The sequence below is a fragment of the Streptomyces sp. NPDC051217 genome (assembly GCF_044455465.1).
Lineage (GTDB): Bacteria > Actinomycetota > Actinomycetes > Streptomycetales > Streptomycetaceae > Streptomyces.
This window is the reverse complement of record NZ_JBITEV010000006.1, coordinates 302,273-325,079: the sequence shown is the minus strand read 5'-3', so window position 1 is coordinate 325,079 and position 22,807 is coordinate 302,273. Positions and strand designations below refer to the sequence as shown.

At 71.2% G+C, this 22,807-nt stretch carries 25 protein-coding genes; 15 read left to right on the top strand and 10 right to left on the bottom strand.

Annotation, left to right across the window (positions count from 1 at the left end; genetic code table 11):
• Nucleotides 1-4: 4 nt before the first annotated feature.
• Complete coding sequence (locus ACIBBB_RS17045) at nt 5-445, bottom strand: ATP-binding protein (RefSeq protein ID WP_398982587.1); 441 nt, start codon at nt 443-445, stop codon at nt 5-7.
• A 288-nt stretch (nt 446-733) separates the two neighbouring features.
• Nucleotides 734-1,732, bottom strand: a complete 999-nt coding sequence (locus tag ACIBBB_RS17040; protein WP_398982585.1) for a hypothetical protein — start codon at nt 1,730-1,732, stop codon at nt 734-736.
• Nucleotides 1,733-1,828: 96 nt separating this feature from the next.
• Between ACIBBB_RS17040 and dapE the strand changes: the two genes are divergently transcribed.
• The gene (dapE, locus tag ACIBBB_RS17035) at nt 1,829-2,920 is read left to right on the top strand and encodes a succinyl-diaminopimelate desuccinylase (protein WP_398982583.1); all 1,092 of its coding nucleotides are present in this window, start codon (nt 1,829-1,831) and stop codon (nt 2,918-2,920) included.
• A 297-nt stretch (nt 2,921-3,217) separates the two neighbouring features.
• Nucleotides 3,218-3,967, top strand: coding sequence for a TIGR00730 family Rossman fold protein (locus tag ACIBBB_RS17030; RefSeq protein WP_189111525.1), 750 nt, complete (start codon nt 3,218-3,220; stop codon nt 3,965-3,967).
• A 3-nt stretch (nt 3,968-3,970) separates the two neighbouring features.
• Here ACIBBB_RS17030 and folP read toward each other — a convergent pair whose 3' ends face one another.
• Nucleotides 3,971-4,843 carry a dihydropteroate synthase gene (folP, locus tag ACIBBB_RS17025; RefSeq protein WP_398982581.1) on the bottom strand — a complete coding sequence of 291 codons (873 nt, stop codon included), beginning with the start codon at nt 4,841-4,843 and terminating at the stop codon, nt 3,971-3,973.
• A gap of 111 nt (nt 4,844-4,954) precedes the next feature.
• Between folP and ACIBBB_RS17020 the strand changes: the two genes are divergently transcribed.
• Complete coding sequence (locus ACIBBB_RS17020) at nt 4,955-5,308, top strand: DivIVA domain-containing protein (protein WP_398982579.1); 354 nt, start codon at nt 4,955-4,957, stop codon at nt 5,306-5,308.
• The gene (locus ACIBBB_RS17015; RefSeq protein WP_398982577.1) at nt 5,305-5,901 is read left to right on the top strand and encodes a DNA-3-methyladenine glycosylase I; all 597 of its coding nucleotides are present in this window, start codon (nt 5,305-5,307) and stop codon (nt 5,899-5,901) included. The genes ACIBBB_RS17020 and ACIBBB_RS17015 overlap by 4 nt, the downstream gene beginning before the upstream one ends.
• A 200-nt stretch (nt 5,902-6,101) precedes the next feature.
• Here the strand turns inward: ACIBBB_RS17015 and ACIBBB_RS17010 are convergent, their stop codons facing one another.
• Nucleotides 6,102-6,902 (bottom strand): enoyl-CoA hydratase/isomerase family protein, encoded by an 801-nt coding sequence (locus tag ACIBBB_RS17010; RefSeq protein WP_398982575.1) that lies wholly within the window; start codon nt 6,900-6,902, stop codon nt 6,102-6,104.
• A 325-nt stretch (nt 6,903-7,227) separates the two neighbouring features.
• On the opposite strand from ACIBBB_RS17010, the gene ACIBBB_RS17005 reads away from it, so the two are divergent.
• A complete protein-coding gene (locus ACIBBB_RS17005; RefSeq protein WP_003966491.1) occupies nt 7,228-7,395 on the top strand; it encodes a DUF3117 domain-containing protein in 168 nt (55 codons plus the stop codon).
• Nucleotides 7,396-7,519: 124 nt separating this feature from the next.
• Here the strand turns inward: ACIBBB_RS17005 and ACIBBB_RS17000 are convergent, their stop codons facing one another.
• The gene (locus ACIBBB_RS17000; RefSeq protein ID WP_329392268.1) at nt 7,520-8,185 is read right to left on the bottom strand and encodes a class I SAM-dependent methyltransferase; all 666 of its coding nucleotides are present in this window, start codon (nt 8,183-8,185) and stop codon (nt 7,520-7,522) included.
• Nucleotides 8,186-8,327: 142 nt separating this feature from the next.
• Here ACIBBB_RS17000 and sigE point away from each other — a divergent pair, with 142 nt between their 5' ends.
• From sigE to ACIBBB_RS16975, 5 genes are all read left to right on the top strand, one after another.
• Nucleotides 8,328-9,086, top strand: a complete 759-nt coding sequence (gene sigE / locus ACIBBB_RS16995; RefSeq protein WP_398982794.1) for an RNA polymerase sigma factor SigE — start codon at nt 8,328-8,330, stop codon at nt 9,084-9,086.
• On the top strand, nt 9,083-9,967 hold the full coding sequence (locus ACIBBB_RS16990; protein ID WP_398982573.1) for an anti-sigma factor family protein: 885 nt from the start codon (nt 9,083-9,085) through the stop codon (nt 9,965-9,967). Before sigE ends, ACIBBB_RS16990 begins: the two co-directional genes overlap by 4 nt.
• Nucleotides 9,968-10,057: 90 nt before the next feature.
• Nucleotides 10,058-11,941, top strand: coding sequence for a trypsin-like peptidase domain-containing protein (locus ACIBBB_RS16985; RefSeq protein WP_398982571.1), 1,884 nt, complete (start codon nt 10,058-10,060; stop codon nt 11,939-11,941).
• Between the two features lie 126 nt (nt 11,942-12,067).
• Nucleotides 12,068-12,529, top strand: coding sequence for a sec-independent translocase (locus tag ACIBBB_RS16980; protein ID WP_398982569.1), 462 nt, complete (start codon nt 12,068-12,070; stop codon nt 12,527-12,529).
• Between the two features lie 116 nt (nt 12,530-12,645).
• On the top strand, nt 12,646-13,326 hold the full coding sequence (locus ACIBBB_RS16975) for a hypothetical protein (protein ID WP_398982568.1): 681 nt from the start codon (nt 12,646-12,648) through the stop codon (nt 13,324-13,326).
• Between the two features lie 64 nt (nt 13,327-13,390).
• Here ACIBBB_RS16975 and ACIBBB_RS16970 read toward each other — a convergent pair whose 3' ends face one another.
• From ACIBBB_RS16970 to ACIBBB_RS16960, 3 genes are read right to left on the bottom strand one after another with little or no spacing between them, the layout of a single operon-like run.
• Complete coding sequence (locus tag ACIBBB_RS16970) at nt 13,391-14,551, bottom strand: Mrp/NBP35 family ATP-binding protein (protein ID WP_398982566.1); 1,161 nt, start codon at nt 14,549-14,551, stop codon at nt 13,391-13,393.
• Between the two features lie 42 nt (nt 14,552-14,593).
• On the bottom strand, nt 14,594-15,196 hold the full coding sequence (locus tag ACIBBB_RS16965) for a DUF1003 domain-containing protein (protein ID WP_398982564.1): 603 nt from the start codon (nt 15,194-15,196) through the stop codon (nt 14,594-14,596).
• Nucleotides 15,186-16,460, bottom strand: coding sequence for a magnesium transporter MgtE N-terminal domain-containing protein (locus ACIBBB_RS16960; RefSeq protein ID WP_398982792.1), 1,275 nt, complete (start codon nt 16,458-16,460; stop codon nt 15,186-15,188). The genes ACIBBB_RS16965 and ACIBBB_RS16960 overlap by 11 nt, the downstream gene beginning before the upstream one ends.
• Nucleotides 16,461-16,762: 302 nt before the next feature.
• Between ACIBBB_RS16960 and ACIBBB_RS16955 the strand changes: the two genes are divergently transcribed.
• Nucleotides 16,763-17,479 (top strand): hypothetical protein, encoded by a 717-nt coding sequence (locus ACIBBB_RS16955; RefSeq protein ID WP_398982562.1) that lies wholly within the window; start codon nt 16,763-16,765, stop codon nt 17,477-17,479.
• A gap of 16 nt (nt 17,480-17,495) precedes the next feature.
• Here ACIBBB_RS16955 and ACIBBB_RS16950 read toward each other — a convergent pair whose 3' ends face one another.
• Nucleotides 17,496-18,023, bottom strand: coding sequence for a hypothetical protein (locus ACIBBB_RS16950; RefSeq protein ID WP_398982560.1), 528 nt, complete (start codon nt 18,021-18,023; stop codon nt 17,496-17,498).
• Nucleotides 18,024-18,046: 23 nt separating this feature from the next.
• Nucleotides 18,047-19,162 carry a magnesium and cobalt transport protein CorA gene (locus ACIBBB_RS16945; protein WP_398982558.1) on the bottom strand — a complete coding sequence of 372 codons (1,116 nt, stop codon included), beginning with the start codon at nt 19,160-19,162 and terminating at the stop codon, nt 18,047-18,049.
• 466 nt (nt 19,163-19,628) lie between these two features.
• Between ACIBBB_RS16945 and ACIBBB_RS16940 the strand changes: the two genes are divergently transcribed.
• The 4 genes from ACIBBB_RS16940 to ACIBBB_RS16925 all read left to right on the top strand — a co-directional run bounded on the left by ACIBBB_RS16940 (nt 19,629) and on the right by ACIBBB_RS16925 (nt 22,769).
• Nucleotides 19,629-20,270 (top strand): suppressor of fused domain protein, encoded by a 642-nt coding sequence (locus ACIBBB_RS16940; RefSeq protein WP_398982556.1) that lies wholly within the window; start codon nt 19,629-19,631, stop codon nt 20,268-20,270.
• Between the two features lie 146 nt (nt 20,271-20,416).
• Entirely contained in the window at nt 20,417-21,055 is a 639-nt protein-coding gene (locus tag ACIBBB_RS16935; RefSeq protein ID WP_398982554.1) for a DUF6758 family protein, read from the top strand.
• A 111-nt stretch (nt 21,056-21,166) separates the two neighbouring features.
• Complete coding sequence (locus ACIBBB_RS16930; protein WP_398982552.1) at nt 21,167-22,036, top strand: PHP domain-containing protein; 870 nt, start codon at nt 21,167-21,169, stop codon at nt 22,034-22,036.
• Nucleotides 22,037-22,163: 127 nt separating this feature from the next.
• Nucleotides 22,164-22,769, top strand: coding sequence for a MarC family protein (locus ACIBBB_RS16925; RefSeq protein ID WP_398982550.1), 606 nt, complete (start codon nt 22,164-22,166; stop codon nt 22,767-22,769).
• The last annotated feature ends 38 nt before the right edge of the window (nt 22,770-22,807 follow it).

Genomic DNA, 22,807 nt, shown 5'->3' with positions numbered 1-22,807 from the left:
TGGATCAGCCGAGCGGCAGGGTGTTGACCGGCAGCTTGTCGGTGGGCAGGCCGTTTCCGAGGGAGTCGGTCGGCAGGCCGTTCTCGGTGACGGACGTCGCCGCGTCGCCGAGGGTCTGACCGGCGCCGCCGGCGGCTTCACCGGCCGCCCGCTGAGCGACGGGGGTCGCGGACTTGGCGACGCCGCCGAGGGTCTTGCCGGCCGCCGGGACGGACGAGGCGATCGTCTCGCTGCCGGCCTCGCCCGCCAGACCGGTCGCCTGGCGCGCGCCGTTGTCGAGCGTGTCGCCGAGGGCGGCGCCGTCCAGCTGGGAGACGCTGCCGAGGTCGGCGGTCTGGGGGAGGGCTGCTGCGTTGGCGGAGCCGGCCGCACCGACCACGGGGGCTGCGCCCGCCGCGATAAGCAGCGCGGCACGGGCGATCCGACGGGTCAGGGGGAGGGACATGATGCTCCTTCGACGGGAGAGGAAATTGTCGTGTCCAGCGATCGGACGCACTGACAACCCCTCGAAGGGCATCAGAGGTTGCGGTGTACATGAGTAAAGAATTGGTAATGCGTCGCATTATCGGTTACGGATAAAAACGGTCAAAGGATCCTCGGTGCGGAGATCTGGCGAACCGTCACTTCGCTTTTGTGGCAAGGGATTTGGCGATACGCGAAGGAATCGGCGAGTGAGGCCGCGCAATGCCGTCCGGATATGCCGGAGCTACTCCGTTCGGGCGACCCGGACGTACTACTGCGCGATCCGCATTCGAACGTCGTTTCCGCCGGATCTCTCCGGGCCTGATTCACCGTCGGTCTTGCGCCAGCCCTGGTCGGACTTCTCCACGCTCCACACCCGGTCTCCTACGGAGACCTCGGCGATACGCAGATCGGCGGAGTGCGCCACCGCCCAGTGGGCGAGTTCCCAGCCGCGCGCCTCGTCCGAGCCGCCGACCGGCACCGCGACCTCGGCCGGGCCCTTGGCGTCGGACTGTCCGGCCGCCTCACCGCCCGCCTGTCCGGCGTCCTGTCCATCGGCCTGTTCGGCCGCCTCACCGCTTTCCGCGGACGCGTCGGCGCCGTCGGCGTTCGGCAGGACCTCGGGCCCGAAGGCGCGCGTCAGGGCCGCCCGTACCTTCGCCGGATCACCCGGTTCGCCGCCGCTCCCGCCCGTGCAGGTGAGAGTCGCGGCCGCCCGGCCGGTGAGCGCGGCGGACAGCAGCGTCGCGTCCGGCTCGTGCTTCGCGTACGCCTGCGGGAAGCCGCTGCGCTGGACGCGCTGCGCCGCCTCCGTAAGAGGAAGCCGTGAGTAGCCGGGGACCTCGGCGAGACCCGCGTAGAACTTCCCGGCCGAGTACACCGGGTCGAGGATCTGCTCCACCGTGCCCCAGCCCTTCGACGGGCGCTGCTGGAAGAGGCCGACGGAGTCCCGGTCGCCGTGGTCGATGTTGCGCAGCGCCGACTCCTGGAGAGCGGTCGCCAGAGCGATCGTGACGGCGCGCTCGGGCATGCCGCGGGTGGTGCCGACCGCGGAGATCGTGGCGGCGTTCGCGGCCTGCTCCGGGCTCATCTCGTACGTGGGGACGTCGCCGTCGGACGAGTCGGCGGCCCGCGCGGTGCAGCGCGATGGCCCGCCGTCGCCGGAGACGTACCGCACCACGAGGTAGCCGGCCAGCGCGAAAAGCACGGTGAACCCGGCCGCGATACGCAGGAACCGGCCGCGACGGGAAGGGGAGGCGGTCTCGGACACGCCGCCCACCGTACCGGCCCCGCCTGCCGGCCAGGACCGGTCCGTCCGGCGCCCTGCCGCCTCCGCCGGACACGGGCCACGTCGTAGGGTCTGGCCATGCCCGAAACAAAGCCTGGAACCACGCTGGACCTCACGCTGGACGCCCCGGAGCTCACCGCCCGGCTCGTCGACATCCCGTCCGTCAGCGGCGCCGAGAAGCCCCTCGCGGACGCCGTGGAGGAGGCGCTGCGCGCGCTGCCGCATCTCGCCGTCGAGCGCTACGGCAACAACGTCGTGGCGCGTACCGACCTCGGGCGGGCCGAGCGGGTCATCCTCGCCGGGCACATCGACACGGTCCCGATCGCCGGCAACGTGCCGTCCCGGCTGGACGACGACGGCATCCTCTGGGGCTGCGGCACCACCGACATGAAGTCGGGCGTCGCCGTCCAGCTGCGCATCGCCGCGACCGTCCCCGACCCCAACCGCGACCTCACCTTCATCTTCTACGACAACGAGGAGGTCGCCGCCGACCTCAACGGCTTGGGGCACGTGGCCGCCGCCCGCCCCGACCTCCTGGAGGCCGACTTCGCCATCCTGCTCGAACCCTCCGACGCGCAGGTCGAGGGCGGCTGCCAGGGGACGCTGCGGGTGCACCTCCGTACGGAGGGCGAGCGTGCCCACTCGGCGCGCAGCTGGATGGGGTCCAACGCCATCCACGCCGCGGCGCCGATCCTGGCCCGCCTCGCCGCGTACGAACCGCGCCGCCCGGTGATCGACGGACTGGAGTACCGGGAGGGTCTGAACGCCGTGGCGATCGAGGGGGGCGTGGCGACCAACGTCATCCCCGACGCGTGCACCGTGGTGGTCAACTACCGCTACGCGCCGGACCGCGGCGAGGCGGAGGCGGTGGCGCACGTGCGCGAGGTGTTCGCCGGCTGCGGGGTCCGGGAGTTCATCGTGGACGATCACTCGGGAGCTGCCCTGCCCGGCCTCTCGCACCCCGCGGCGGTCGCGTTCATGGCGGCCGTGGGCGGCACCGCGCAGCCCAAGTTCGGCTGGACGGACGTCTCGCGCTTCGGCGCGCTGGGAGTGCCCGCGGTCAATTACGGCCCGGGGGACGCGCTGCTGGCCCACAAGCGCGACGAGCACGTGGCCGTGGAGCGGATCACGCACTGCGAGGACCGGCTGCGGGAGTGGCTGAGCGCGTAGGGCGTGTCTTTCGGATCTTGCCGGGCTCGCGTGCCCTGGCACGCACGCTCGCCGCGTTGTCGTCAGTCGCCGACGCTCCGCGTCGGCTCCTTCCTCCGCCTTGCGATCGTACGCACCAGACCCCGCTCCCTGATCCGGCCTGATCCAAAAGACACGCCCTGGCCGCGGTCGTGTCCGGCGAGGTCTGGGCGGCCGGTACGGCCGGGGGAGTCGGACCGTCCGCCGGAATTTCGCCGTTTGTCACCTCCATGGATCTACGCTGGCCCGGAACTGGCACAGCAGCGGAGGGAGCAGTCCATGGGCAGTCCTGAGGAAGCACGGAAGCCGGACACGCAGCGTCTCGGGCCGGTGCTGCGTCGCCGGGACCAGGTGCAGGCCGGCACCACCGACCAGCGGCTGCTGGACACCGAGGGTGACTCCGAGTGGGTGCACACCGATCCCTGGCGGGTCATGCGCATCCAGTCCGAGTTCGTGGAGGGCTTCGGCGCGCTCGCCGAACTCCCCAGCGCCATCAGCGTCTTCGGCTCGGCCCGCACGCCCGTCGACTCGCCGGACTACGAGTCGGGCGTCCGGATCGGCCGGGCACTGGTCGAGGCCGGTTTCGCGGTGATCACCGGCGGCGGCCCCGGCGCGATGGAAGCGGCGAACAAGGGCGCGCGGGAGGCGAAGGGCATTTCCGTCGGGCTCGGTATCGAGCTGCCCTTCGAGCAGGGGCTCAACCCGCACGTCGACATCGGGGTCAACTTCCGTTACTTCTTTGTCCGGAAAACGATGTTTGTGAAGTATGCGCAAGGGTTCGTGGTGCTGCCCGGCGGCCTCGGCACACTCGACGAACTGTTCGAGGCGCTCACGCTGGTCCAGACGCGCAAGGTGACCCGTTTCCCCATCGTCCTCTTCGGGACGCGGTACTGGACCGGTCTCATCGACTGGCTGCGGGACACCGTCGTGGCGCAGGGCAAGGCGTCCGAGAAGGACCTGCTGCTGTTCCACGTCACGGACGACGTGGACGAGGCGGTGGCGCTGGTGACCAAGGAGACCGGCAAGTAGTGCTCAGGCCAGTCCCCGGCGGGCCACCGCCGGGGGCCGGTGGCCCGCGACGGAAGCCACCATGTCCAGCACCTGCTTCGTCTCGGCCACCTCGTGCACGCGGTAGATCCGCGCGCCGAGCCAGGCCGAGACGGCGGTCGTCGCGAGCGTGCCGATCACCCGCTCCTTCACCGGTCTGTCGAGCGTCTCGCCGACGAAGTCCTTGTTGGACAGCGACACGAGCACCGGCCAGCCGGTCTCCGCCATCTCGCCCAGCCTGCGGGTCGCCTCCAGTGAATGCCGGGTGCTCTTCCCGAAGTCGTGCCCCGGATCGATCATGATCGCGTCCCTGCGGACGCCCAGCTCCACGGCCCGGTCGGCCAGCCCGAGCGTCACCCGGAGAATGTCCGCGACCACGTCGTCGTAGGCGATCCGGTGCGGCCGGGTCCGGGGCTCGATCCCGCCCGCGTGCGTGCAGACCAGCCCCGCGCCGTACCGGGCCGCGACCTCGGCGAGCGCCGGATCCACCCCGCCCCAGGCGTCGTTCAGCACATCGGCGCCCGCCTCGCAGACGGCCTCGCCGACCTCGTGCCGCCAGGTGTCGACACTGATCACCACGGACGGGTAGCGCCTGCGGACCTCGGCGACGAAACCGACCGTCCGGCGCGCCTCCTCCTCCGCCGTCACCTCGTCGCCGGGCCCCGCCTTCACCCCGCCGATGTCGATGATCGCGGCGCCCTCGGACACCGCCTGCTCCACCCGGTCGAGCGCGGGCTGGTCGCGGAAGGTCGCGCCCTGGTCGTAGAAGGAGTCCGGCGTCCGGTTGACGATGGCCATGATCACCGGCTCGTACGGGCCGAACTCCCGCCGTCCCAGCCGCAGAGTGCCGCTGCTCATCCCCTGGTCACCGCCCGTTCCAGCCGTCCGTGCCGTCGCCAACAGACCCTAACTGTCGGTCCCGCATGGCACGATCGGCACCGGACGTTTTCCTGCCCCGGGGAGAAGCACGTGTTCTTGTTCTTGCTCATCGCGATGGTCGTGGTGGTGGCCTCGGTCACTCTCGCGGTGGTCGGCGGCGGCGACCGCGAGGTGCTGCCCGAGGCCGCGCCCGAACTCCTCGTGGACCCGCTGCCCACGACACGCCCGGTGGGCCGGGCCGACATAGAGGCCCTGCGGCTGCCGGTCGCCCTCCGGGGCTACCGGATGGCGGACGTGGACGAGGTGCTGGCCAGGGTCGGCGCCGAGCTGGCCGAGAGGGACTCCCGGATCGCCGAGCTGGAGTCCACCCTGGCGGGCGCCCAGGCGGCGGCGGTCGGTGGGCCCGACCTCTTCAAGAACCCGGGCGAGGAGGACCGGCGGTGACCGCCGGCGGAGTGGTGGCGGGCCCGGACGGCGAGCTGCGCTGTCCGTGGGGCCTGTCGACCGAGGACTACGTCAAGTATCACGACGAGGAGTGGGGGCGCCCCATCCACGGCGACGACGCGCTGTTCGAGCGGCTGTGCCTGGAGGCGTTCCAGTCCGGTCTCTCCTGGATCACGATCCTGCGCCGCCGCGAGGGCTTCCGCCGGGCCTTCGCCGGGTTCCACATCCCGGCGGTCGCCGCCTTCACGGACACGGACGCCGCGCGGCTGCTGACCGACGAGGGCATCATCCGCAACCGCGCCAAGATCGACGCCACGCTCGCCAACGCGCGCGAGCTGGCCGGCTGGTCCGCCGGGGAACTGGACACCCTCGTCTGGTCGTACGCCCCGGACCCGGCGACGCGCCCGGTACCGAAGACGGTCGCGGACGTTCCGCCGGTCAGCGACGAGTCCACCGCGCTGGCGAAGGCGCTGAAGAAGCGCGGCATCCGGTTCGTGGGCCCCACGACGGCGTACGCGCTGATGCAGGCGTGCGGCCTGGTGGACGACCATTTGGCCGGCTGCCTGGTCCGGAGCCGGCTCGCCGAGGCGTAGGGCCTGTCCGGCGGACCTTCGGGGGATCGGCCCGGAGCATCTGGCGCGGTGCGTCGCAAGGCGGCGGACCGTGCTCGTACTGGCCGTCTCCGCACGAGTCCGACAACGCGGCGAGGTGCGCACCCGGGCGCCCCGGGCACCCGCGCATCCGCCGGACAGCCCCGGCGGCGTCCGCGCCGCCGGGAGAGCCCCAGGCGTCGTCAGCGGCCCACGTAGCGGGGCTTCGCCTTGTCGAGGAAGGCCTGGACCGCGATGCCGTGGTCCTGCGACGCGCCCGCCCGGTTCTGGAGTTCGTCCTCCTTCTCCAGCGTCTCGGCCAGCGAATGGCCCGCGCCGTACGCCAGGGACTCCTTCAGCGCCGCGTACGCCAGCGTGGGGCCCTCCGCGAGGGCGCGCGCGACCGTCGCCGCCTCGGCGGCGAGGTCGGCCGCGGGGACCAGCTTGTTGACGATCCCCAGCTCGTACGCCTGCTCCGCCGTGACCGACCGCGGGAACATCAGCAGGTCGGCCGCCCTGCTCGCGCCGATCAGCCGCGGCAGCGTCCACGACACGCCGGAGTCGGCCGTCAGTGCCACCCCCGCGAACGAGGTGTTGAAGGAGGCCGTGTCGGCCACGACGCGGTAGTCGCAGGCGAGCGCGAAGCCCAGCCCCGCTCCCGCCGCGACCCCGTTGACCCCCGCCACGACCGGCTTCGGCATCTCGGTCAGGGACCGCACGATCGGGTTGTAGTGCTCGCTCACGGTCCTCATGGTCCCGCCGCTGCCGTCGGCCGTGTCGGCCGCCAGGAGGGAGACGTGCTCCTTCAGGTCCTGCCCCACACAGAAGGCCCGCCCGGTGGCGGTGAGGAGCACGGCCCGTACGGCGGAGTCGTCCGCGGCGGTACGCAGCGCGTCCCGCAGGGCGACCTTGGCCGCGATGTTCAGCGCGTTCATGGCGTCGGGCCGGTTGATCGTGACGGTCGCCAGCCCGTCGCCCACCTCGTACAGCACCGTGTCGGCCATGATCGGATCTCCTCTGCGGCTCTGACTGCCCGTCCGGCTGTCCTGTCCGGCCCCAGCATGGCGGAGGTCACCGCGGGTCGGCATGTGACCTGCGTCAAAGAATCCGCGGCCGTGAAGCCGTGAACAGCGGCGAAGTATCGCAGGCGGATCGCCGAATTGAGTCGTTTTGAGAGAGCGCGTTGCGCAAGCGATGCCGTCCGATGTTGGTCATCGGGTCCCGCGATGCGGGATAATGACCTGGAAGCAATGTGTTCGATGCCGGTGACACAGCGCCTGTCATGGGGCCGCCGGCTGCGATGAGCTGGTTTCAGGAAGGGGAACGAGCATGGCGGCCATGAAGCCGCGGACGGGCGACGGCCCGCTCGAGGTGACCAAGGAGGGGCGGGGCATCGTCATGCGCGTTCCGCTCGAAGGCGGCGGTCGGCTGGTCGTCGAGCTGACCCCCGACGAGGCGGATGCGCTGGGTGACGCTCTGAAGAAGGTCGTCGGCTGACGCGGACAGAACGCGCACTCTCGTGCTGCCCCGTCGCGGACACACCTCCGTGCCGGGGCAGCTTTATGCCGCCCCCATTTATGCCGCCCCCCACCTCCGTGTCCTCCTGAGGAGGGCCGAGGGCTCAGCGGCGTACGGCGCAGAGCAGCCCGTCGCCCACCGGCAGCAGCGACGGCAGCAACTCGTCCTGCATCTCCCGCACCGTGCGCAGCAGCTCACGCAGCCGCAGCACCTCGTGGGGCTGGGCCGCCGAATCGACCGTACGGCCGTCCGCGAAGACGCCCTCGAAGCAGACGAGGCCCCCAGGTCGCAGCAGGCGCAACGATTCAGCGAGATAGTCGAGGCACTCGAGCCGGTCGCCGTCGCAGAAGACGAGGTCGTATCCGCCGTCGGCGAGCCGGGGGAGTACGTCGCGGGCCCGGCCGGGAATGAAGCGCGCGCGATTGTTGGTGAAGCCGGCCGCGCGGAACGCCTCACGGGCGAACTGCTGCCGCTCCGGCTCCGTGTCGACCGTGGTCAGTACGCCGTCGGACCGCATACCGCTCAGGAGATAGATCCCGGAGACGCCGGTACCCGTGCCGATCTCCGCCACCGCTTTGGCCCCCGCCGTGGCGGCAAGCAGACGAAGCGCGGCGCCCGTGCCTGGTGACACCGAGCGGAGCCCCATGTCCCGGGCCCTGTCGCGGGCCCAGCGCAGTGCCTCGTCCTCGGCGACAAAAGCGTCGGCGAACGCCCAGCTTGTCTGCCGGTTGGCGGTAATGACCCTCTCCTGTCCCCGTAGTTGGCGCACCGGTGACTGTATCCGCTGCACGCGGGAACCCGCTGATGGGACCGGGCGTTATGAAGGGGTGGGGGAACGCATGGATGAAGACCTGGGACCAGTCGCAAATTCAGGCAAAGATTCTTATCCGGAGCTAACGGGCGAGGTAGCTATGGTAGGTGCTCCGCTGGACACCACCAGAGTCGATAGGGGAGGTGCGGCTGCGCCTGCGGATCGGGGAGGAGCGTTGAAGCGCTTTCTCAGGTCGGCCGGTGAGCCGAAATCCGTGACCAACTTCGCTGACCGTTCTCGCTCGACCGACTCCGCAGTTACGGCGACCTTCGCATCGGATGCGGAATCGCAGGCGTGGACGCCTCCCAGCTGGGAGGAGATCGTCAGCACGCACAGCGCCCGCGTGTATCGCCTTGCCTACCGTCTCACGGGCAACCAGCACGATGCCGAGGATCTGACCCAGGAAGTCTTCGTCCGGGTCTTCAGGTCGCTGTCCACGTACACGCCCGGCACGTTCGAGGGCTGGCTGCACCGCATCACCACCAATCTCTTCCTGGACATGGTCCGCCGTAAGCAGCGGATCCGTTTCGACGCGCTCGGTGAGGACGCGGCGGAGCGCCTGCCCAGCCGTGAGCCCTCACCCCAGCAGGTCTTCCACGACACCCACTTCGACGCGGATGTGCAGCAGGCGCTGGACACCCTCGCTCCCGAATTCCGAGCCGCGGTCGTCCTGTGCGACATCGAAGGACTGTCGTACGAGGAAATCGCCGCCACGCTCGGCGTGAAGCTCGGCACGGTGCGCAGCAGGATCCACCGTGGCCGTTCGCATCTGCGCAAGGCCCTCTCGCACCGTTCTCCCGAGGCTCGGGCCGAGCAGCGCACGTTCGCGAGCGTGGCCGGGGAGGGCGGACTCGCGTGAGTGGCACAGGTCCGACCCCCGCGGAGCAGCACCTGGGGGACCGGCTCGCCGCCCTGGTGGACGGGGAGCTCGGTCACGATGCCAGGGAGCGGGTGCTGGCGCACATCGCGACCTGCGCCAAGTGCAAGGCGGAGGCCGACGCCCAGCGCCGGCTGAAGAGCGCGTTCGCGCAGTCGGCGCCGCCGCCGCTGTCCGAAGGGTTCCTCGCCCGCCTCCAGGGGCTGCCCGGCGGGTCCACCGAGAAGGACGAGGACGAGACCCCGGGTCCGTTCGACGGTTCGGCGTTCAGCAGCGGTGTCTTCGGCGTACGGAGCGACGCTTTCGGCTACCGCCCCGCGGGACCCCACGGCTCGCCCGTGCGCGGCGGCTCCAGTTCCGGTGCCGGCTTCAGGATCCACGAGGTCGGCCGCGTCGAGGCCGAGCGCTCACCCTGGCGCGGCCGGAGGTTCGCCTTCGCCGCCGCGAGCGCGGTGTCCTTCGCCGCGATGGCCCTGGGCGGCGCGCTGCCCATGGGTGCCACGGCGGACACCACGGCGCGCGGGGCGGGCGCGCCCAACAGCATCACGCCGCTGACCAGGGTGACCACACCGCCCGGCAGCGGGGCGCGGGGCAGGCAGGGCGGCGAGCGGGGTGCCATCCTTCCGCAGTCCGTCGACAGCGCGCCGGTGCTCGCTCCCGGCACGACGCAGGCACCGCTCACGCCCCACCTGTTCCAGTCGGCGGTCCTCAACCACTACCCCGGGGCGCCCTTGATACGTCCTACGGGCACGGCGTTCCAGCTGGCCGCGAATCCCGGACTGACCACCCCCACCGCCACACCCGACCCCACCCACCTCGCCGCGCCCACGCAGCCCGGTGTGCCGCTTTCGCAGCGTCGGTGACAGGGTCCCTGCGCGAACATTCGTAAACCTGGTTGAATCCCTGCACGGGTGCCCTGATCGGGGCACGGACGAGGCAGGTGCGGGGAGAGCATGGACGACGGCAAGGCCACCGGACCCAAGGCGAAGTGGTGGAGCCGCCCGGCTTCGGGGCGCGCGATACCGCGGGACTCCGACGTACCGGAGCACCGGATCACTGAGGAGACGACGGAACTGTCGCCGGTCACCGATGAAGTCCCTGATCCCGACCGCACACCGGTCACCGAACCCGCCGACAGCGCCCCCGAGCGAGCGGCCACCCCGGAGCGGGCCGTCGACCCGGATCCGGATCCGGAGGACCATCTGCTGGCCCCGCCCGAGCGCACCCCCTCGGCGGTGAGCGCCTCGGCGGGAACGGGCAGCACGGCGGAGACGTCGACGGGTACGCAGGGCCGCCCGCAGCCGCTGCACGAGCCCGACCCCTACAGCACACCGCCCTACGGCGGCCCCGGCCCCTGGGCGCCCGCCCCTCCCGTGCAGCGACCGGTGCCGACCCCGGCGCAGGGCACGCCCATTCCGCCGCAGCACTACACCGGGCAGACCGGCACGGCCGCCCCCGGCGCACCCCAGCCCCAGCCGGCCTCGGGGTACGGCGTCCCGCCCCAGAGCGCCCAGCAGCCGATGCCGGGGCAGCTACCCCCGCCGCGGACGCAGCAGCCCCACCCGCAGCACGGCCACCCGGCCCCGGTCGCGCACACGCAGCCGGGGACCCAGCACCTGCCGCCGCCCCAGGGCCCGCACCCCCCGCCCAACCAGTGGCTCCAGTACGACCCCTGGGGCGCCCCCGGCCAGCAGACCCTGACGCACCCCGACGCGGGGGAGACGCGGAAGAAGCGCCGGGGCATCGGCCTCGTGGGCGCCCTGGCACTCGCGCTCTGCGCCGCCGTCATCGGCGGTGGCGTCGGCGCGTACATCGAGCGCAACGGCGGCATCACCAGCGTCGAACTGCCCCAGGCGGGCAACGACAGCGGCGGCCGCCCGGCCGACAGCGTCGCCGGGATCGCCTCCAGTGCCCTGCCGAGCGTCGTCACCCTCCATGTGAGCGGAGGCGGCGAGCAGGGCACCGGGACCGGCTTCGTCCTGGACCGTTCCGGCCACATCCTGACCAACAATCATGTGGTCGACCCCGCCGGCGACTCCGGCGACATCTCGATCACCTTCAGCGGCGGCGAGACCGCCAAGGCCAAGCTCGTCGGCAAGGACAGCGGCTACGACCTCGCCGTGGTGAAGGTGACCGGAGTCTCCGGACTCAAGCCGCTGCCGCTCGGCAATTCCGACAACGTCCAGGTCGGCGACCCGGTCGTGGCGATCGGCGCGCCCTTCGACCTCCAGAACACGGTCACGGCGGGCATCATCAGCGCCAAGGAGCGCCCGATCACCGCCGGCGGCGAGAACGGCGACGGCAGCGACATCAGTTACGTCGACGCCCTCCAGACCGACGCGCCGATCAACCCCGGCAACTCCGGCGGCCCGCTGGTGAATTCGAAGGCGCAGGTCATCGGCATCAACAGCGCGATCCGCGGCGCCGACGGCGGCGGTACGCCGGACGGCGCCCAGGCCGGCTCCATCGGACTCGGCTTCGCGATACCGATCAACCAGGGCAAGCGCGTCGCCGAAGAGCTGATCAACACCGGCAAGGCGTCGCACCCTGTGATCGGTGTCACGCTCGACATGGAGTACACGGGCGACGGCGCCAAGGTCGGTGCGAAGGGCGCCGAGGGCGGACCCGCGGTGGAGGAAGACGGCCCGGCCGCGAAGGCGGGCATCAGGACCGGCGACATCATCACCGAGGTGGACGGCCAGCGGGTGCACAGCGGCGAGGAGCTGATCGTGAAGGTCCGCTCGCACCGCCCCGGTGACGAACTGGAGCTCACCCTGAAGCGTGGAGGTAAAGAGCAGACCATGACTCTGGTCCTCGGCAGCGCGGAAGGTAGGTGAGTGTCGAATGAAGGTACCGTCCGGCCAGGTCCGCCGGGTACCGTGGAGCGGCCCGGGCCTCGACCCACCACAGGCCAGGCCGACGAGGTCTCGCCTGCGGGCACGGAGAACACAAGGAGCAGCTAGGTGTTCAATGACATAGGCGCGCTTGAGCTGGTGACGCTCGTGATTCTCGCCGTGCTCGTCTTCGGCCCGGACAAGCTGCCCAAGGTCATCCAGGACGTTTCCCGTTTCATCCGGAAGGTGCGCGAGTTCTCCGACAACGCCAAGGAGGACATCCGCTCCGAGCTGGGACCGGAGTTCAAGGACTTCGATTTCGAGGACCTGAACCCGAAGAAATTCGTCCGAAAGCAGCTGTCGGAGCATGAGGACGATCTGGGGCTGAAGGAGATCCGCAGCAGCTTCAACCTCAAGAAGGAAATCAACGAGGTCGCCGACTCGGTCCATGGCAAGGACGACCCGACCGGCGCAAGCGACACCCCGGCGACCAGCCTGACGAAAAGCCCCTCAGGCACCGCCGACCTGCTCAAGAAGCCCGAAAAGCCCCAGCAGGCCGATCGTCCGCCTTTCGACGCAGACGCCACCTGAGCCCCGCCCTGCCCGGCCAGTAGGTAACGGGTGGCTATCCTCCATCTGTCCGGTGGTGAGACGTCCGTGAGGGCGGGCCGCTCCGGACTCCGAGATAGAGGAGGCGGTCCGGACAGATGGAGACGACAAGTCGGGTAGGGGCCCATGGCGCGGCCGGCACGACGGATGGGGTGTCGGGGGCCCGGCGCACGGTCGAGGGCTATCTGCGGGCGAACTTCCCCTGGTACGGACTGGACGACGCGTTCACCGGCCCCCGATGGCTGATGCAGGTGGGCATGGCGGCGGACGGCACGGTCCAGCACGGTTCCACGGGACACGGCGACGAGCCGTCGATAAGACCGGACGCGTCAGGCGCGGAGAAGGAACGCTTCGCGGCGGTCATCACGGTCGCGGCGAGCCCCGTACGGCACAGCGGTGACGGCACGGGCGTCCTCGACGCCACGACGGTGTCCTCGGCGGCCTGGCTGGCCGGTTCGGCGCTGCTGCTGTCGACCTGGCCCGCACAGCTCGACCATTCGCTGCGCGACGACTGGCTGGACCAGCAGACCGAGACGGCCTTCGCACTGGCGGACGATCTGAACGGCTCCGCGTGGTCGGTGCTGTCGCTCCCCGTGGACGGCGTGCCGACCTCGTTCCACTATCGCGAATCCGAATTCGGCTGGGTGCTCGCGGGCTCGACGGTCCCCGCCGAAGCGGCCGGGAACGGGGTGCACATCGGGGCGTACGGGCGCGGCATGAGCGCGTACGGCCTCGGCTTCTCGGCGATCGAGGACATCAATTCGTACGTCCGACGCTAGGGCGTGTCACACGCGTGAGGGGCGCACGCCATTGGCGGGCGCCCCTCACGCGGTGTCGGAGCCGTCAGAACTTGTTGCGCGGCGTCAGACCCAGCGTCATGCCCGCCAGGCCGCGCTGCCGGCCGCCGAGCTTGCCGGCGATCGAGCGCAGTTCGGCGCCCGCCGGGGAGTCGGGGTCGGAGAGCACGACCGGCTTGCCCTCGTCGCCGCCCTCCCGCAGCCGTACGTCGATCGGGATCGAGCCGAGCACCGGCACCGAGGTGCCCGTGATCTTCGTCAGCCCCTCGGCGACCCGCTGGCCGCCGCCCGTCCCGAACACGTCGACGATCTCGTCGCAGTGCGGGCACGGCAGGCCCGACATGTTCTCGACCACGCCGACGATCTTCTGGTGGGTCTGTACGGCGATGGAGCCGGCCCGCTCCGCGACCTCGGCGGCTGCCTGCTGCGGGGTGGTGACCACCAGGATCTCCGCGTTCGGTACGAGCTGCGCCACCGAGATCGCGATGTCGCCCGTCCCCGGCGGCAGGTCCAGCAGCAGCACGTCCAGATCGCCCCAGTACACATCGGCGAGGAACTGCTGGAGCGCGCGGTGCAGCATCGGTCCGCGCCACACCACCGGCGAGTTGCCCGGGGTGAACATGCCGATCGAGATGACCTTCACACCGTGCGCCGACGGCGGCATGATCATGTTCTCGACCTGGGTGGGCTTGCCGTCCGCGCCCAGCATGCGCGGCACGCTGTGCCCGTAGATGTCCGCGTCGACGACGCCGACCTTCAGACCGTCGGCGGCCATCGCCGCCGCCAGGTTGACCGTCACCGACGACTTGCCGACGCCGCCCTTGCCGGAGGCCACCGCGTACACCCGGGTCAGCGAACCGGGCTTGGCGAAGGGCACCTCGCGCTCGGCCGTGCCGCCGCGCAGCGACGTCGCGAGCTCCTTGCGCTGCTCGTCGCTCATCACGTCCAGCGTGACGTCGACGCGGGTGACGCCCGCGACCGAGGCGACCGCCTCCGTCACGTTCGTGGTGATCGTGTCGCGCATGGGACAGCCGGACACCGTGAGATAGATCGTGACAGCCACCGCGCCGTCCGCCCCGATGTCGACCGATTTCACCATGCCCAGGTCGGTGATCGGCCGGTGGATCTCGGGGTCGTTCACCGTCGCCAGTGCTGCGCGCACCGCGTCTTCCGCGGGAGCGACGGTCCCGTGCGTGTCGGTAGCCATACGGAGATGGTACGGCGCGGCGCGCACGCTCCGGAAAGCGCGTCAGTGCTCCGGGTGGTCTGGTTCGTCACGTCCACGCGTCTGCTCCGCGGGCAGCAGGACGTGCTGCTCGGCCAGGTCCCGTACCAGGTCCTGGAGCTCCGAGCGGATCCAGTCGCGGGTGGCGACCTCACCGAGCCCCATCCGCAGCGACGCGATCTCACGGGTCAGGTACTCGGTGTCGGCGATGGAGCGCTCGTTCTGCTTGCGCTCCTGCTCCTGGGTGACCCGGTCGCGGTCGTCCTGGCGGTTCTGCGCCAGCAGGATCAGCGGGGCCGCGTACGAGGCCTGGAGGGACAGCATCAGGGTCAGGAAGATGAACGGGTACTCGTCCCAGCGCAGTTCCTCGGGCGCGAAGATGTTCCACAGCACCCAGACGATGATGACCAGCGTCATCCAGGCGATGAAGCGGCCCGTCCCCAGGAAGCGCGCGATCCGTTCCGAGAACCGGGCGAACGCCTCGGGGTCGTACTCCGGCAGCAACCTGCGCCTCGGCGTGCGCGGCTGGTCGAGCCGTCCGCGCGGCCCGCGCGGTGCGGTGCTCGCTCCCGAGGCCGCGGCGGCCCGTTCCCTCGGCGACTCCCTGTCCGGGCGCTCAGTGGCCACTCGCGGCCTCCTCCACGCCGTTGAACCCGGTCTCCCGCCAGTCGTCGGGCAGCAGGTGGTCCAGGACGTCGTCGACGGTCACGGCGCCGAGCAGCGAACCGCTCTCGTCGACGACCGGCGCGGCCACCATGTTGTACGCGGCGAGATAGCCGGTGACCTCGGGCAGCGGCGTATCGGGTGCCAGCGGCGGCAGGTCGCTCTCCACGATCGAGCCGACCAGTGCGAACGGCGGCTCGCGCAGCAGCCGTTGGAAGTGGACCATGCCCAAATACTTGCCCGTCGGTGTCTCGTCCGGCGCCCGGCACACATAGACCTGGGCGGCCAGCGCGGGCGAGAGGGTCTGCCGGCGCACCCGCGCCAGCGCGTCGGCGACCGTCGCGTCCGGCCGCAGCACGATCGGCTCGGTCGTCATCAGACCGCCCGCGGTCCGCTCCTCGTACGCCAACAGCCGCCGTACGTCGGCGGCGTCGTCGGGCCGCATCAGCGCCAGCAGCCGCTCCTTGTCCTCCTCGGGCAGCTCGGAGAGGAGGTCGGCCGCGTCGTCCGGGTCCATCGCCTCCAGGACGTCGGCGGCCCGGTCGTCCTTCAGCTTCCCCAGGATCTCCACCTGGTCGTCCTCGGGCAGCTCCTCCAGGACGTCGGCGAGCCGGTCGTCGTCGAGGGCGGCGGCCACTTCGGCGCGCCGCTTGGGCGAGAGATGGTGCAGCACGTTGGCCAGGTCGGCGGGACGCAGCCGCTCGAAGGTCGCGACGAGACTCTCCGCGCCCTGGTCGTCCTCCTCCAGCGTGAAGCCGGTGACCGCCGACCAGTCGAGGGTCAGCGTCTCGCCGCGCCGCCGCAGCGCGCCGCTCTTGCCGCGCCGGACGAAGACCTTCCCGATCTCCCACTCGCGCCGCGCGGGCAACTGCTGGACGGCGACATCGAGGACCGTCACCTCCTCGCCGCTCTCCACGAGCTGTACACGGCGGTCGAGCAGTTCGCCCAGGACCAGCCGCTCCGTGGGGCGCTGCTCGAAGCGCCGCACGTTGACCACGCCCGTCGTGATCACCTGACCCGACGCGACGCCCGTGATGCGTGTCATCGGCAGGAAGATCCTTCGCCGGCTGAGCACTTCGACGACCATGCCCAGCACGCGCGGCGGACGGCCGCCGACGCGCAGCATCGCCACCAGGTCGCGCACCCGCCCCACCTGATCGCCGTTGGGGTCGAAGACCGGCACACCGGCGAGGTGCGAGACGAAGACCCGGGAGGTGCCCGACGCCATCATGCGCTCCTCCTTGCCCGCGACTGTCCCTGCCGTGTTCGCGGCCTTGCCCGTGACTGTCCCCGTATCGACCGCGACAACGGGTTCAGGCTAGCCCGTACCACTCCGTGCCGCCCTGGCGGATCCGTCCGTACGGTACGGGCGATCAGCCGCCGGGGCTCGTTGTCGATGGGTGTGGGCGGCACGGGTACGCTGCGGTCTGCCGTCCCCCGTCTCGCATGAGAGGCAGTGCGTTCGTGACCCTTTCCCGGTCCCTTGCCCGTCTTTGCCGGGCCGCGTTTCCCGTGGCTCTCTGCGTCGGGATGACCGTCGCGCTCACGGCGTGCGGCGGCGGCGACGAGGATCCGGACGCGGGCACCAACGGCGTCGGCAAACTGTCGGCCGCCGGGATCGAGAAGAAGGCGAAGACGGCGGCCGAGGGCGCGGACGCGGTGCGCCTGGCGGGCACGGTCGTCACCGACGGGCAGACGTACAAGCTCAACATGTCCCTCAAGGAGGCCGGCGGCACCGGATCGGTCAGTTCCGAGGCCCTTGGCACGTTCGAGCTGCTGCGAGTCGGGGACGAGCTGTTCCTCAAGGCGGACGCCGAATTCTGGACCCACCCGGACGGCAAGGGCGGCGACGACGCGAGCGCCCCGCCCAGCGAGGCCGACTCCGAGGCCGCGGACAAGCTCGACGACAAGTACGTGAAGGTGCCCGAGGACGATCCGTCCTACGACCAGCTGCGGGGCTTCACCGACAAGAGCGTGCTGCTCGACGGGCTGCTGGGGCTGCACGGCAAGCTCGGCAAGGGCGACCGCGCCGAGATCGGCGGCGTACGCACCATCGAGGTCAACGGCAGCGACGGTGCGGGCGGCTCGCTGAACGTCTCCCTGGAAGGCATGCCCTACCCGTTGCAGCTGGCCCGCGCGGGCGGCGCGGGAACGCTCACCCTCAGCGACTGGGGCAAGGACTTCCCACTGAAGGCGCCCACGAAGGGCGAGACGGTGGACTACGGCAGCACGCTGCCGAGCAGCTGAGCCGGCCCGGACGGGCTCAGCCCTTCTTCCTCCCGCGCTTGAACAGCAGGCGCGGCACGGCCGCCGGTGCGGGCTGACGCGTCGTCGCCGGTGTCGGCAGCGGCGCCGCCGCCTGCGAGCCGTGCGGCAGGTCGGTGATCGCGTCGCGCGGCTCCAGACGCAGCACACGCGACTCGCGCGCCCACCGGTCGGTCATCTCTTCGAAGTCCGGCGCGTTCAGCCGCTTGCCCTTCAGCTCGGCGACGGCCGTCTCCCACGCCTCCGTACGAGGAGCGAGTTCGCTGACGGACGCCGTCCAGGCCACCAGCCGCCCGCCCTTGTCCTTGCTCCGTACGGTCACCTCCGCGGTGGAGCCGTCGACCAGCCCCGGCAGCGGCTGCTCGCCGTCGCCGTCCCCGACGATCAGCGCCGCGCCGTCGAACCAGACGTGCCACAGGGCACGGGCGGGGCCACCCGCCCGCACCCAGATGAGACCGGACTTCTTGGTGGCCTCCTCGACCAGCGCCTTGCCGAGGAGGGGGGAGCCGGGCACGGTTTCTGTCATGCCCGGCAGCCTAGAGCAGGGTGCTAGAGCCACCCGTTGCGCTTCAGCATCCGGTGGATGGTGAGACAGACGACGGCGATGCCGCCCAGCACCATCGGGTAGCCGTACTTCCATCCCAGCTCGGGCATGTGCTCGAAGTTCATGCCGTAGACCCCGCAGACGGCCGTCGGTACGGCGATGATCGCCGCCCAGGACGTGATCTTGCGCATGTCCTCGTTCTGCGCGACGGTCGCCTGCGCCAGATTGGCCTGGAGGATCGAGTTCAGCAGCTCGTCGAAGCCGACGACCTCCTCGTGCACCCTGGCCAAATGGTCGGCGACGTCCCGGAAGTACTTCTGTACGTCGGGCTCGACCAGCCGCATCGGGCGCTCGCTCAGCAGCTGCATCGGCCGCAGCAGCGGTGCCACGGCCCGCTTGAACTCCAGCACCTCACGCTTGAGCTGGTAGATCCGCCCCGCGTCGGAGCCGCGCGGGCTGCCCTTCGCGGGCGCCGAGAACACATCGATCTCGACCTCGTCGATGTCGTCCTGCACGGCCGCCGCCACCGCGATGTAGCCGTCCACGACATGGTCGGCGATGGCGTGCAGCACGGACGACGGCCCCTTGGCCAGCAGCTCGCTGTCCTCCTCCAGCCGGTGGCGCAGCGCACGCAGCGAGCCCTTGCCGCCGTGCCGCACGGTGATGACGAAGTCCCGGCCGGTGAAGCACATGACCTCACCGGTCTCCACGACCTCGCTGGTCGCGGTGAGCTCGGCGTGCTCGACGTAGTGGATGGTCTTGAAGACGGCGAAGAGGGTGTCGTCGTACCGCTCCAGCTTGGGCCGCTGGTGGGCGTGCACGGCGTCCTCGACGGCGAGCGGGTGCAGCCCGAACTCGGCCGCGATACCGGCGAATTCCTCCTCGGTCGGCTCGTGGAGGCCGATCCAGGCGAAGCCGCCGCCCCGTCGCACCTCCAGCATCGCCTCGTGCGGGGTGAGGCACGGCTCGTCCTTCACCCGGCGGCCGCCGCGGTAGACGGCGCAGTCGACGACGGCGCTGGAGGCCGAGGGGTCGCGCGTGGAGTCGTAGGTGCTGTAAGCGGTGTTGCTCTTGCGCAAGGACGGACGGACCGCCGCACGCAGGTCACGGATCATCGACATGGCTGGCTCCTCCCGGAGAGGCCGTCGGCGGGGCGTGGCGCAGCCCGGAACGGGGACGTGACGCGCGTACGTACCGGCACGGATCGAGACGGCGTGACATGACGCGGCGCGCATACGTCCGCAAAGCGGGCGGCACCGCGAGGACGCGGTGACGGCATTCGCTGCAGACAGGCAAAACAGAGCTGGTGCGGTGCTCTTCCGTCGTGCGACAAGCCGCGGGCCTGTACGGGGCAGGGCCTCAGATGAGAGAGGCGGTACAGCGCGAGGAAGAGCGGCTGGTACTGGCCGGGTGACTTCGATCCACCGCAGCCCCACCTCCTCCGGCCGGTCCCCCGTAGGGGATGACGTATATCGGGACTGGAAGGCGACGCCATTCGCGTGCTGTCCCGACCGGCGGCCAAGACTAGCAGCCGATCGACGCCAATTCCGTCTCCTGCCCGTTAAGACGGCGTTCTATGCTCACCGGATGGCAGAAGTTCTCTCTCTGGTCGAGGCACGGTTGCGTACGGCGCTCGGCGAGCCGGACGCGCGTGCGGCGATGACGTTCGTGGGCACGGACCGGGTCGAGGTCCTGCGGTTTCTCGACCCGGGGAACCGGGAGAGGGACGGTGATCCCGCGGCCCCGCGCGGCGGCGGCTCCGAGGGCGCCGTTGTGCGTTACGCCACGCTGGGGATGTCCGCGCGGCCGATGGCCGACCCCACCGTCGTCGTGCCCGACCCGGCCCGGGGGCCGCGCGCCGAGCTGGTCCTGTCGGTACGGGCCGGGCTCGCCGACACCGACAAGGTGCTGCGCCCCCTCGCCGTACTGGCCGCGTCGCCCCAGGTCGAGGGGTTGGTCGTGACCGCCGGTGCCTCGCTGGAGGTCGGCGAACCCCTGTGGCCGGGCGCGCCGTTCAGCTCCGTGCTCGTCGCGGAGTCCGGCGGGCTGGTCGCCGATCTGGAGCTGGACGCGCCGCTCGACCCCGTACGGTTCCTGCCGCTGCTCCCGATGACGGCCAACGAGGCCGCGTGGAAACGGGTGAAGGGCGCGCAGGCGCTCCAGGAGCGGTGGCTGGCGCACGGGACGGATCTGCGGGACCCGCTGCGCGGCTCGGTCGCGCTGGACTGAGGCGGCGGCGTACGTACGCCGCCGCACCCCGTACGCCGCCGAGAGGAGAGCCCGTCTCGTACAGGCCGCCGGTATTTGCCGCGGTTCTGTGCCGGACGGGTGATCGTCCTTGACGGGGCGTCGGCCGGGGAGGACCGTTGGGCGCTATGAGGGGCGAACCAGGTTGCCCGAAGTGCGGTGGCCGGGTCAGGGCGCCCGGTCTCTTCGCCGACTCCTGGCAGTGCGCCATACACGGCACCGTGCATCCGTTGCAGCCGGTCATACCGCCCAGCGTCGAAGCCCTCGGGGTCGTGGTGAACCGCGCCCGCGTCCCCGTCTGGATGCCCTGGCCGCTCCCGGTCGGCTGGCTCTACACCGGTGTCGCGTACGCGGGCGACGACCGCAGCGGCGGCCGGGCCACCGCTGTCGCGTGCTCGGGACCCGGCCCGCTCGGCGGCTCGGGGGAACTGCTGCTGGTCGCCGAGGAGCTCGGCGTCGGACTCGGGGCGCGCTACGCCGGGATCGACGGGCCCGACCCCGGCCCGCACATCTGCGCCGACAAGCCCCCGCACGCCAAACTGCTGGCCGCCGGCCGCCCCACCCCGCTCTGGCACGTGCCCGAGGCGCCGCCGGACCGCGCGGTCTTCGCCGGCGAGGCGCTCGGACTCTGGCTCTGGGCGATCGTCTGGCCGGAGCAGACGGGTCTGCTGATGTACGACGAGCTGGTACTCACCGATCTGCGGGACGCCGGGGCCGAGGTGGATCTGCTGCCCTGCGGGGCGCTCTCCCCGCGCCTGCTGAGCTGACCGGCGGCCGGTCGGACCGGGCCCGCACGCGGGTCCGGCGGTCGGGGACGCCTTCGAACGCCCGTTATCCTGGAGCTTCCCCTGCCCGTCCGAGCCTCTGGAGTACGCGTCGTGCGCATCGACCTGCACACCCACTCCACGGCGTCGGACGGTACGGACACCCCGGCCGAGTTGGTACGCATCGCCGCGGCGGCCGGTCTGGACGTCGTCGCGCTCACCGACCACGACACGACCCGGGGCCACGCCGAGGCGCTCAAGGCGCTCGCCGATCTCGACACCGGCCTCAGCCTTGTCACCGGCGCAGAACTCTCCTGCCGCGCCGACGGTGTGAGCCTGCACATGCTGGCGTACCTCTTCGACGCCGACGAGCCCCAACTGCTGCGCGAGCGCGAGCTGGTGCGTGACGACCGGGTGCCGCGCGCGAAGGCGATGGTGGCCAAGCTCCAGGAACTCGCCGTGCCCATCACCTGGGAGCAGGTCGCCCGGATCGCCGGAGACGGCTCGATCGGCCGCCCGCACGTCGCGTCGGCGCTCGTCGAACTGGGCGTCGTGGGCTCGGTCGACGAGGCGTTCTCCTCCCAGTGGCTCTCCGACCACGGCCGGGTGCACGTGCCCCGGCACGAGTTGAACCCCTTCGACGCGGTCCGGCTGGTCAAGGCAGCCGGCGGCGTCACCGTCGTCGCGCACCCGCTGGCCGTGACCCGTGGCGCGGTCGTCGCCGAGGCGGCGCTGGTGCGGCTGGCCGAGGCGGGGCTCGACGGCATCGAGGTCGACCACATGAACCACGACGAGCCCACGCGCGCCCGGCTGCGTGGACTCGCCGCCGAGCTGGGGCTGCTCACGACCGGCTCCAGCGACTACCACGGCACCCGGAAGACCGTCCGGCTCGGGGAGTACAGCACCGACCCGGAGATCTACGGCGAGATCGTCCGGCGCGCGTCGGGCGCGTTCCCGGTGCCCGGCACGGGCGGACACGCGTAACCGACCCGCACCACGTGCCCGTCGTGCGCGCGCCTCGTGCCGCGCCGTCCGGGGCCGTGTACCGCGCCGTGCCCGGTCGCGTACCGCGCCCCGAATCCCGCCCGCCCTTCTCCCGCAAGGCCACACCGTGTTCGACGCCGCCGTTTTCGGCTCCCTCTTCCTGACCCTCTTCGTGATCATGGACCCGCCCGGGATCACGCCGATCTTCCTCGGCCTCACCTCCGGGCGCCCCGCCAAGGTCCAGCGCCGGATGGCCTGGCAGGCGGTGGCCGTCGCCCTCGGTGTGATCACCGTCTTCGGCATCCTCGGCCAGCAGATCCTCGACTACCTGCATGTCTCCGTTCCCGCGCTGATGATCGCGGGCGGACTGCTCCTGCTGCTCATCGCGCTCGATCTGCTCACCGGCAAGAACGACGAGCCCAAGCAGACGAAGGACGTCAACGTCGCCCTCGTACCGCTCGGCATGCCGCTCCTGGCCGGCCCCGGCGCGATCGTCTCCGTCATCCTCGCCGTCCAGCACGCCGACGGGGCGGCGGCGCAGGTCTCGGTGTGGGCGGCGATCGTGGCGATGCACGCCGTGCTGTGGCTGACCATGCGCTACTCGCTGGTGATCATCCGGGTCATCAAGGACGGCGGTGTGGTGCTGGTGACCAGGCTCGCCGGAATGATGCTCTCGGCCATCGCCGTGCAGCAGATCATCAACGGCGTCACCCAGGTCGTCCAGGCCGCGTGAGACCAAAGCGCCCCCGTACGGATGTCCGTACGGGGGCG

Coding starts and splice junctions, on each gene's coding strand:
- ACIBBB_RS16975 (WP_398982568.1), top strand. CDS start 12,646: ATGGAGACGACAAGTCGGGTAGGGGCCCATGGCGCGGCCGGCACGACG.
- ACIBBB_RS16950 (WP_398982560.1), bottom strand. CDS start 18,023: ATGACAGAAACCGTGCCCGGCTCCCCCCTCCTCGGCAAGGCGCTGGTC.
- folP (WP_398982581.1), bottom strand. CDS start 4,843: ATGAGCAGCGGCACTCTGCGGCTGGGACGGCGGGAGTTCGGCCCGTAC.
- sigE (WP_398982794.1), top strand. CDS start 8,328: ATGGTAGGTGCTCCGCTGGACACCACCAGAGTCGATAGGGGAGGTGCG.
- dapE (WP_398982583.1), top strand. CDS start 1,829: ATGCCCGAAACAAAGCCTGGAACCACGCTGGACCTCACGCTGGACGCC.
- ACIBBB_RS17030 (WP_189111525.1), top strand. CDS start 3,218: ATGGGCAGTCCTGAGGAAGCACGGAAGCCGGACACGCAGCGTCTCGGG.
- ACIBBB_RS16935 (WP_398982554.1), top strand. CDS start 20,417: ATGAGGGGCGAACCAGGTTGCCCGAAGTGCGGTGGCCGGGTCAGGGCG.
- ACIBBB_RS16955 (WP_398982562.1), top strand. CDS start 16,763: ATGACCGTCGCGCTCACGGCGTGCGGCGGCGGCGACGAGGATCCGGAC.
- ACIBBB_RS16970 (WP_398982566.1), bottom strand. CDS start 14,551: ATGGCTACCGACACGCACGGGACCGTCGCTCCCGCGGAAGACGCGGTG.
- ACIBBB_RS16960 (WP_398982792.1), bottom strand. CDS start 16,460: ATGGCGTCGGGCACCTCCCGGGTCTTCGTCTCGCACCTCGCCGGTGTG.
- ACIBBB_RS17045 (WP_398982587.1), bottom strand. CDS start 445: ATGTCCCTCCCCCTGACCCGTCGGATCGCCCGTGCCGCGCTGCTTATC.
- ACIBBB_RS17005 (WP_003966491.1), top strand. CDS start 7,228: ATGGCGGCCATGAAGCCGCGGACGGGCGACGGCCCGCTCGAGGTGACC.
- ACIBBB_RS17010 (WP_398982575.1), bottom strand. CDS start 6,902: ATGGCCGACACGGTGCTGTACGAGGTGGGCGACGGGCTGGCGACCGTC.
- ACIBBB_RS16985 (WP_398982571.1), top strand. CDS start 10,058: ATGGACGACGGCAAGGCCACCGGACCCAAGGCGAAGTGGTGGAGCCGC.
- ACIBBB_RS16940 (WP_398982556.1), top strand. CDS start 19,629: ATGGCAGAAGTTCTCTCTCTGGTCGAGGCACGGTTGCGTACGGCGCTC.
- ACIBBB_RS16945 (WP_398982558.1), bottom strand. CDS start 19,162: ATGTCGATGATCCGTGACCTGCGTGCGGCGGTCCGTCCGTCCTTGCGC.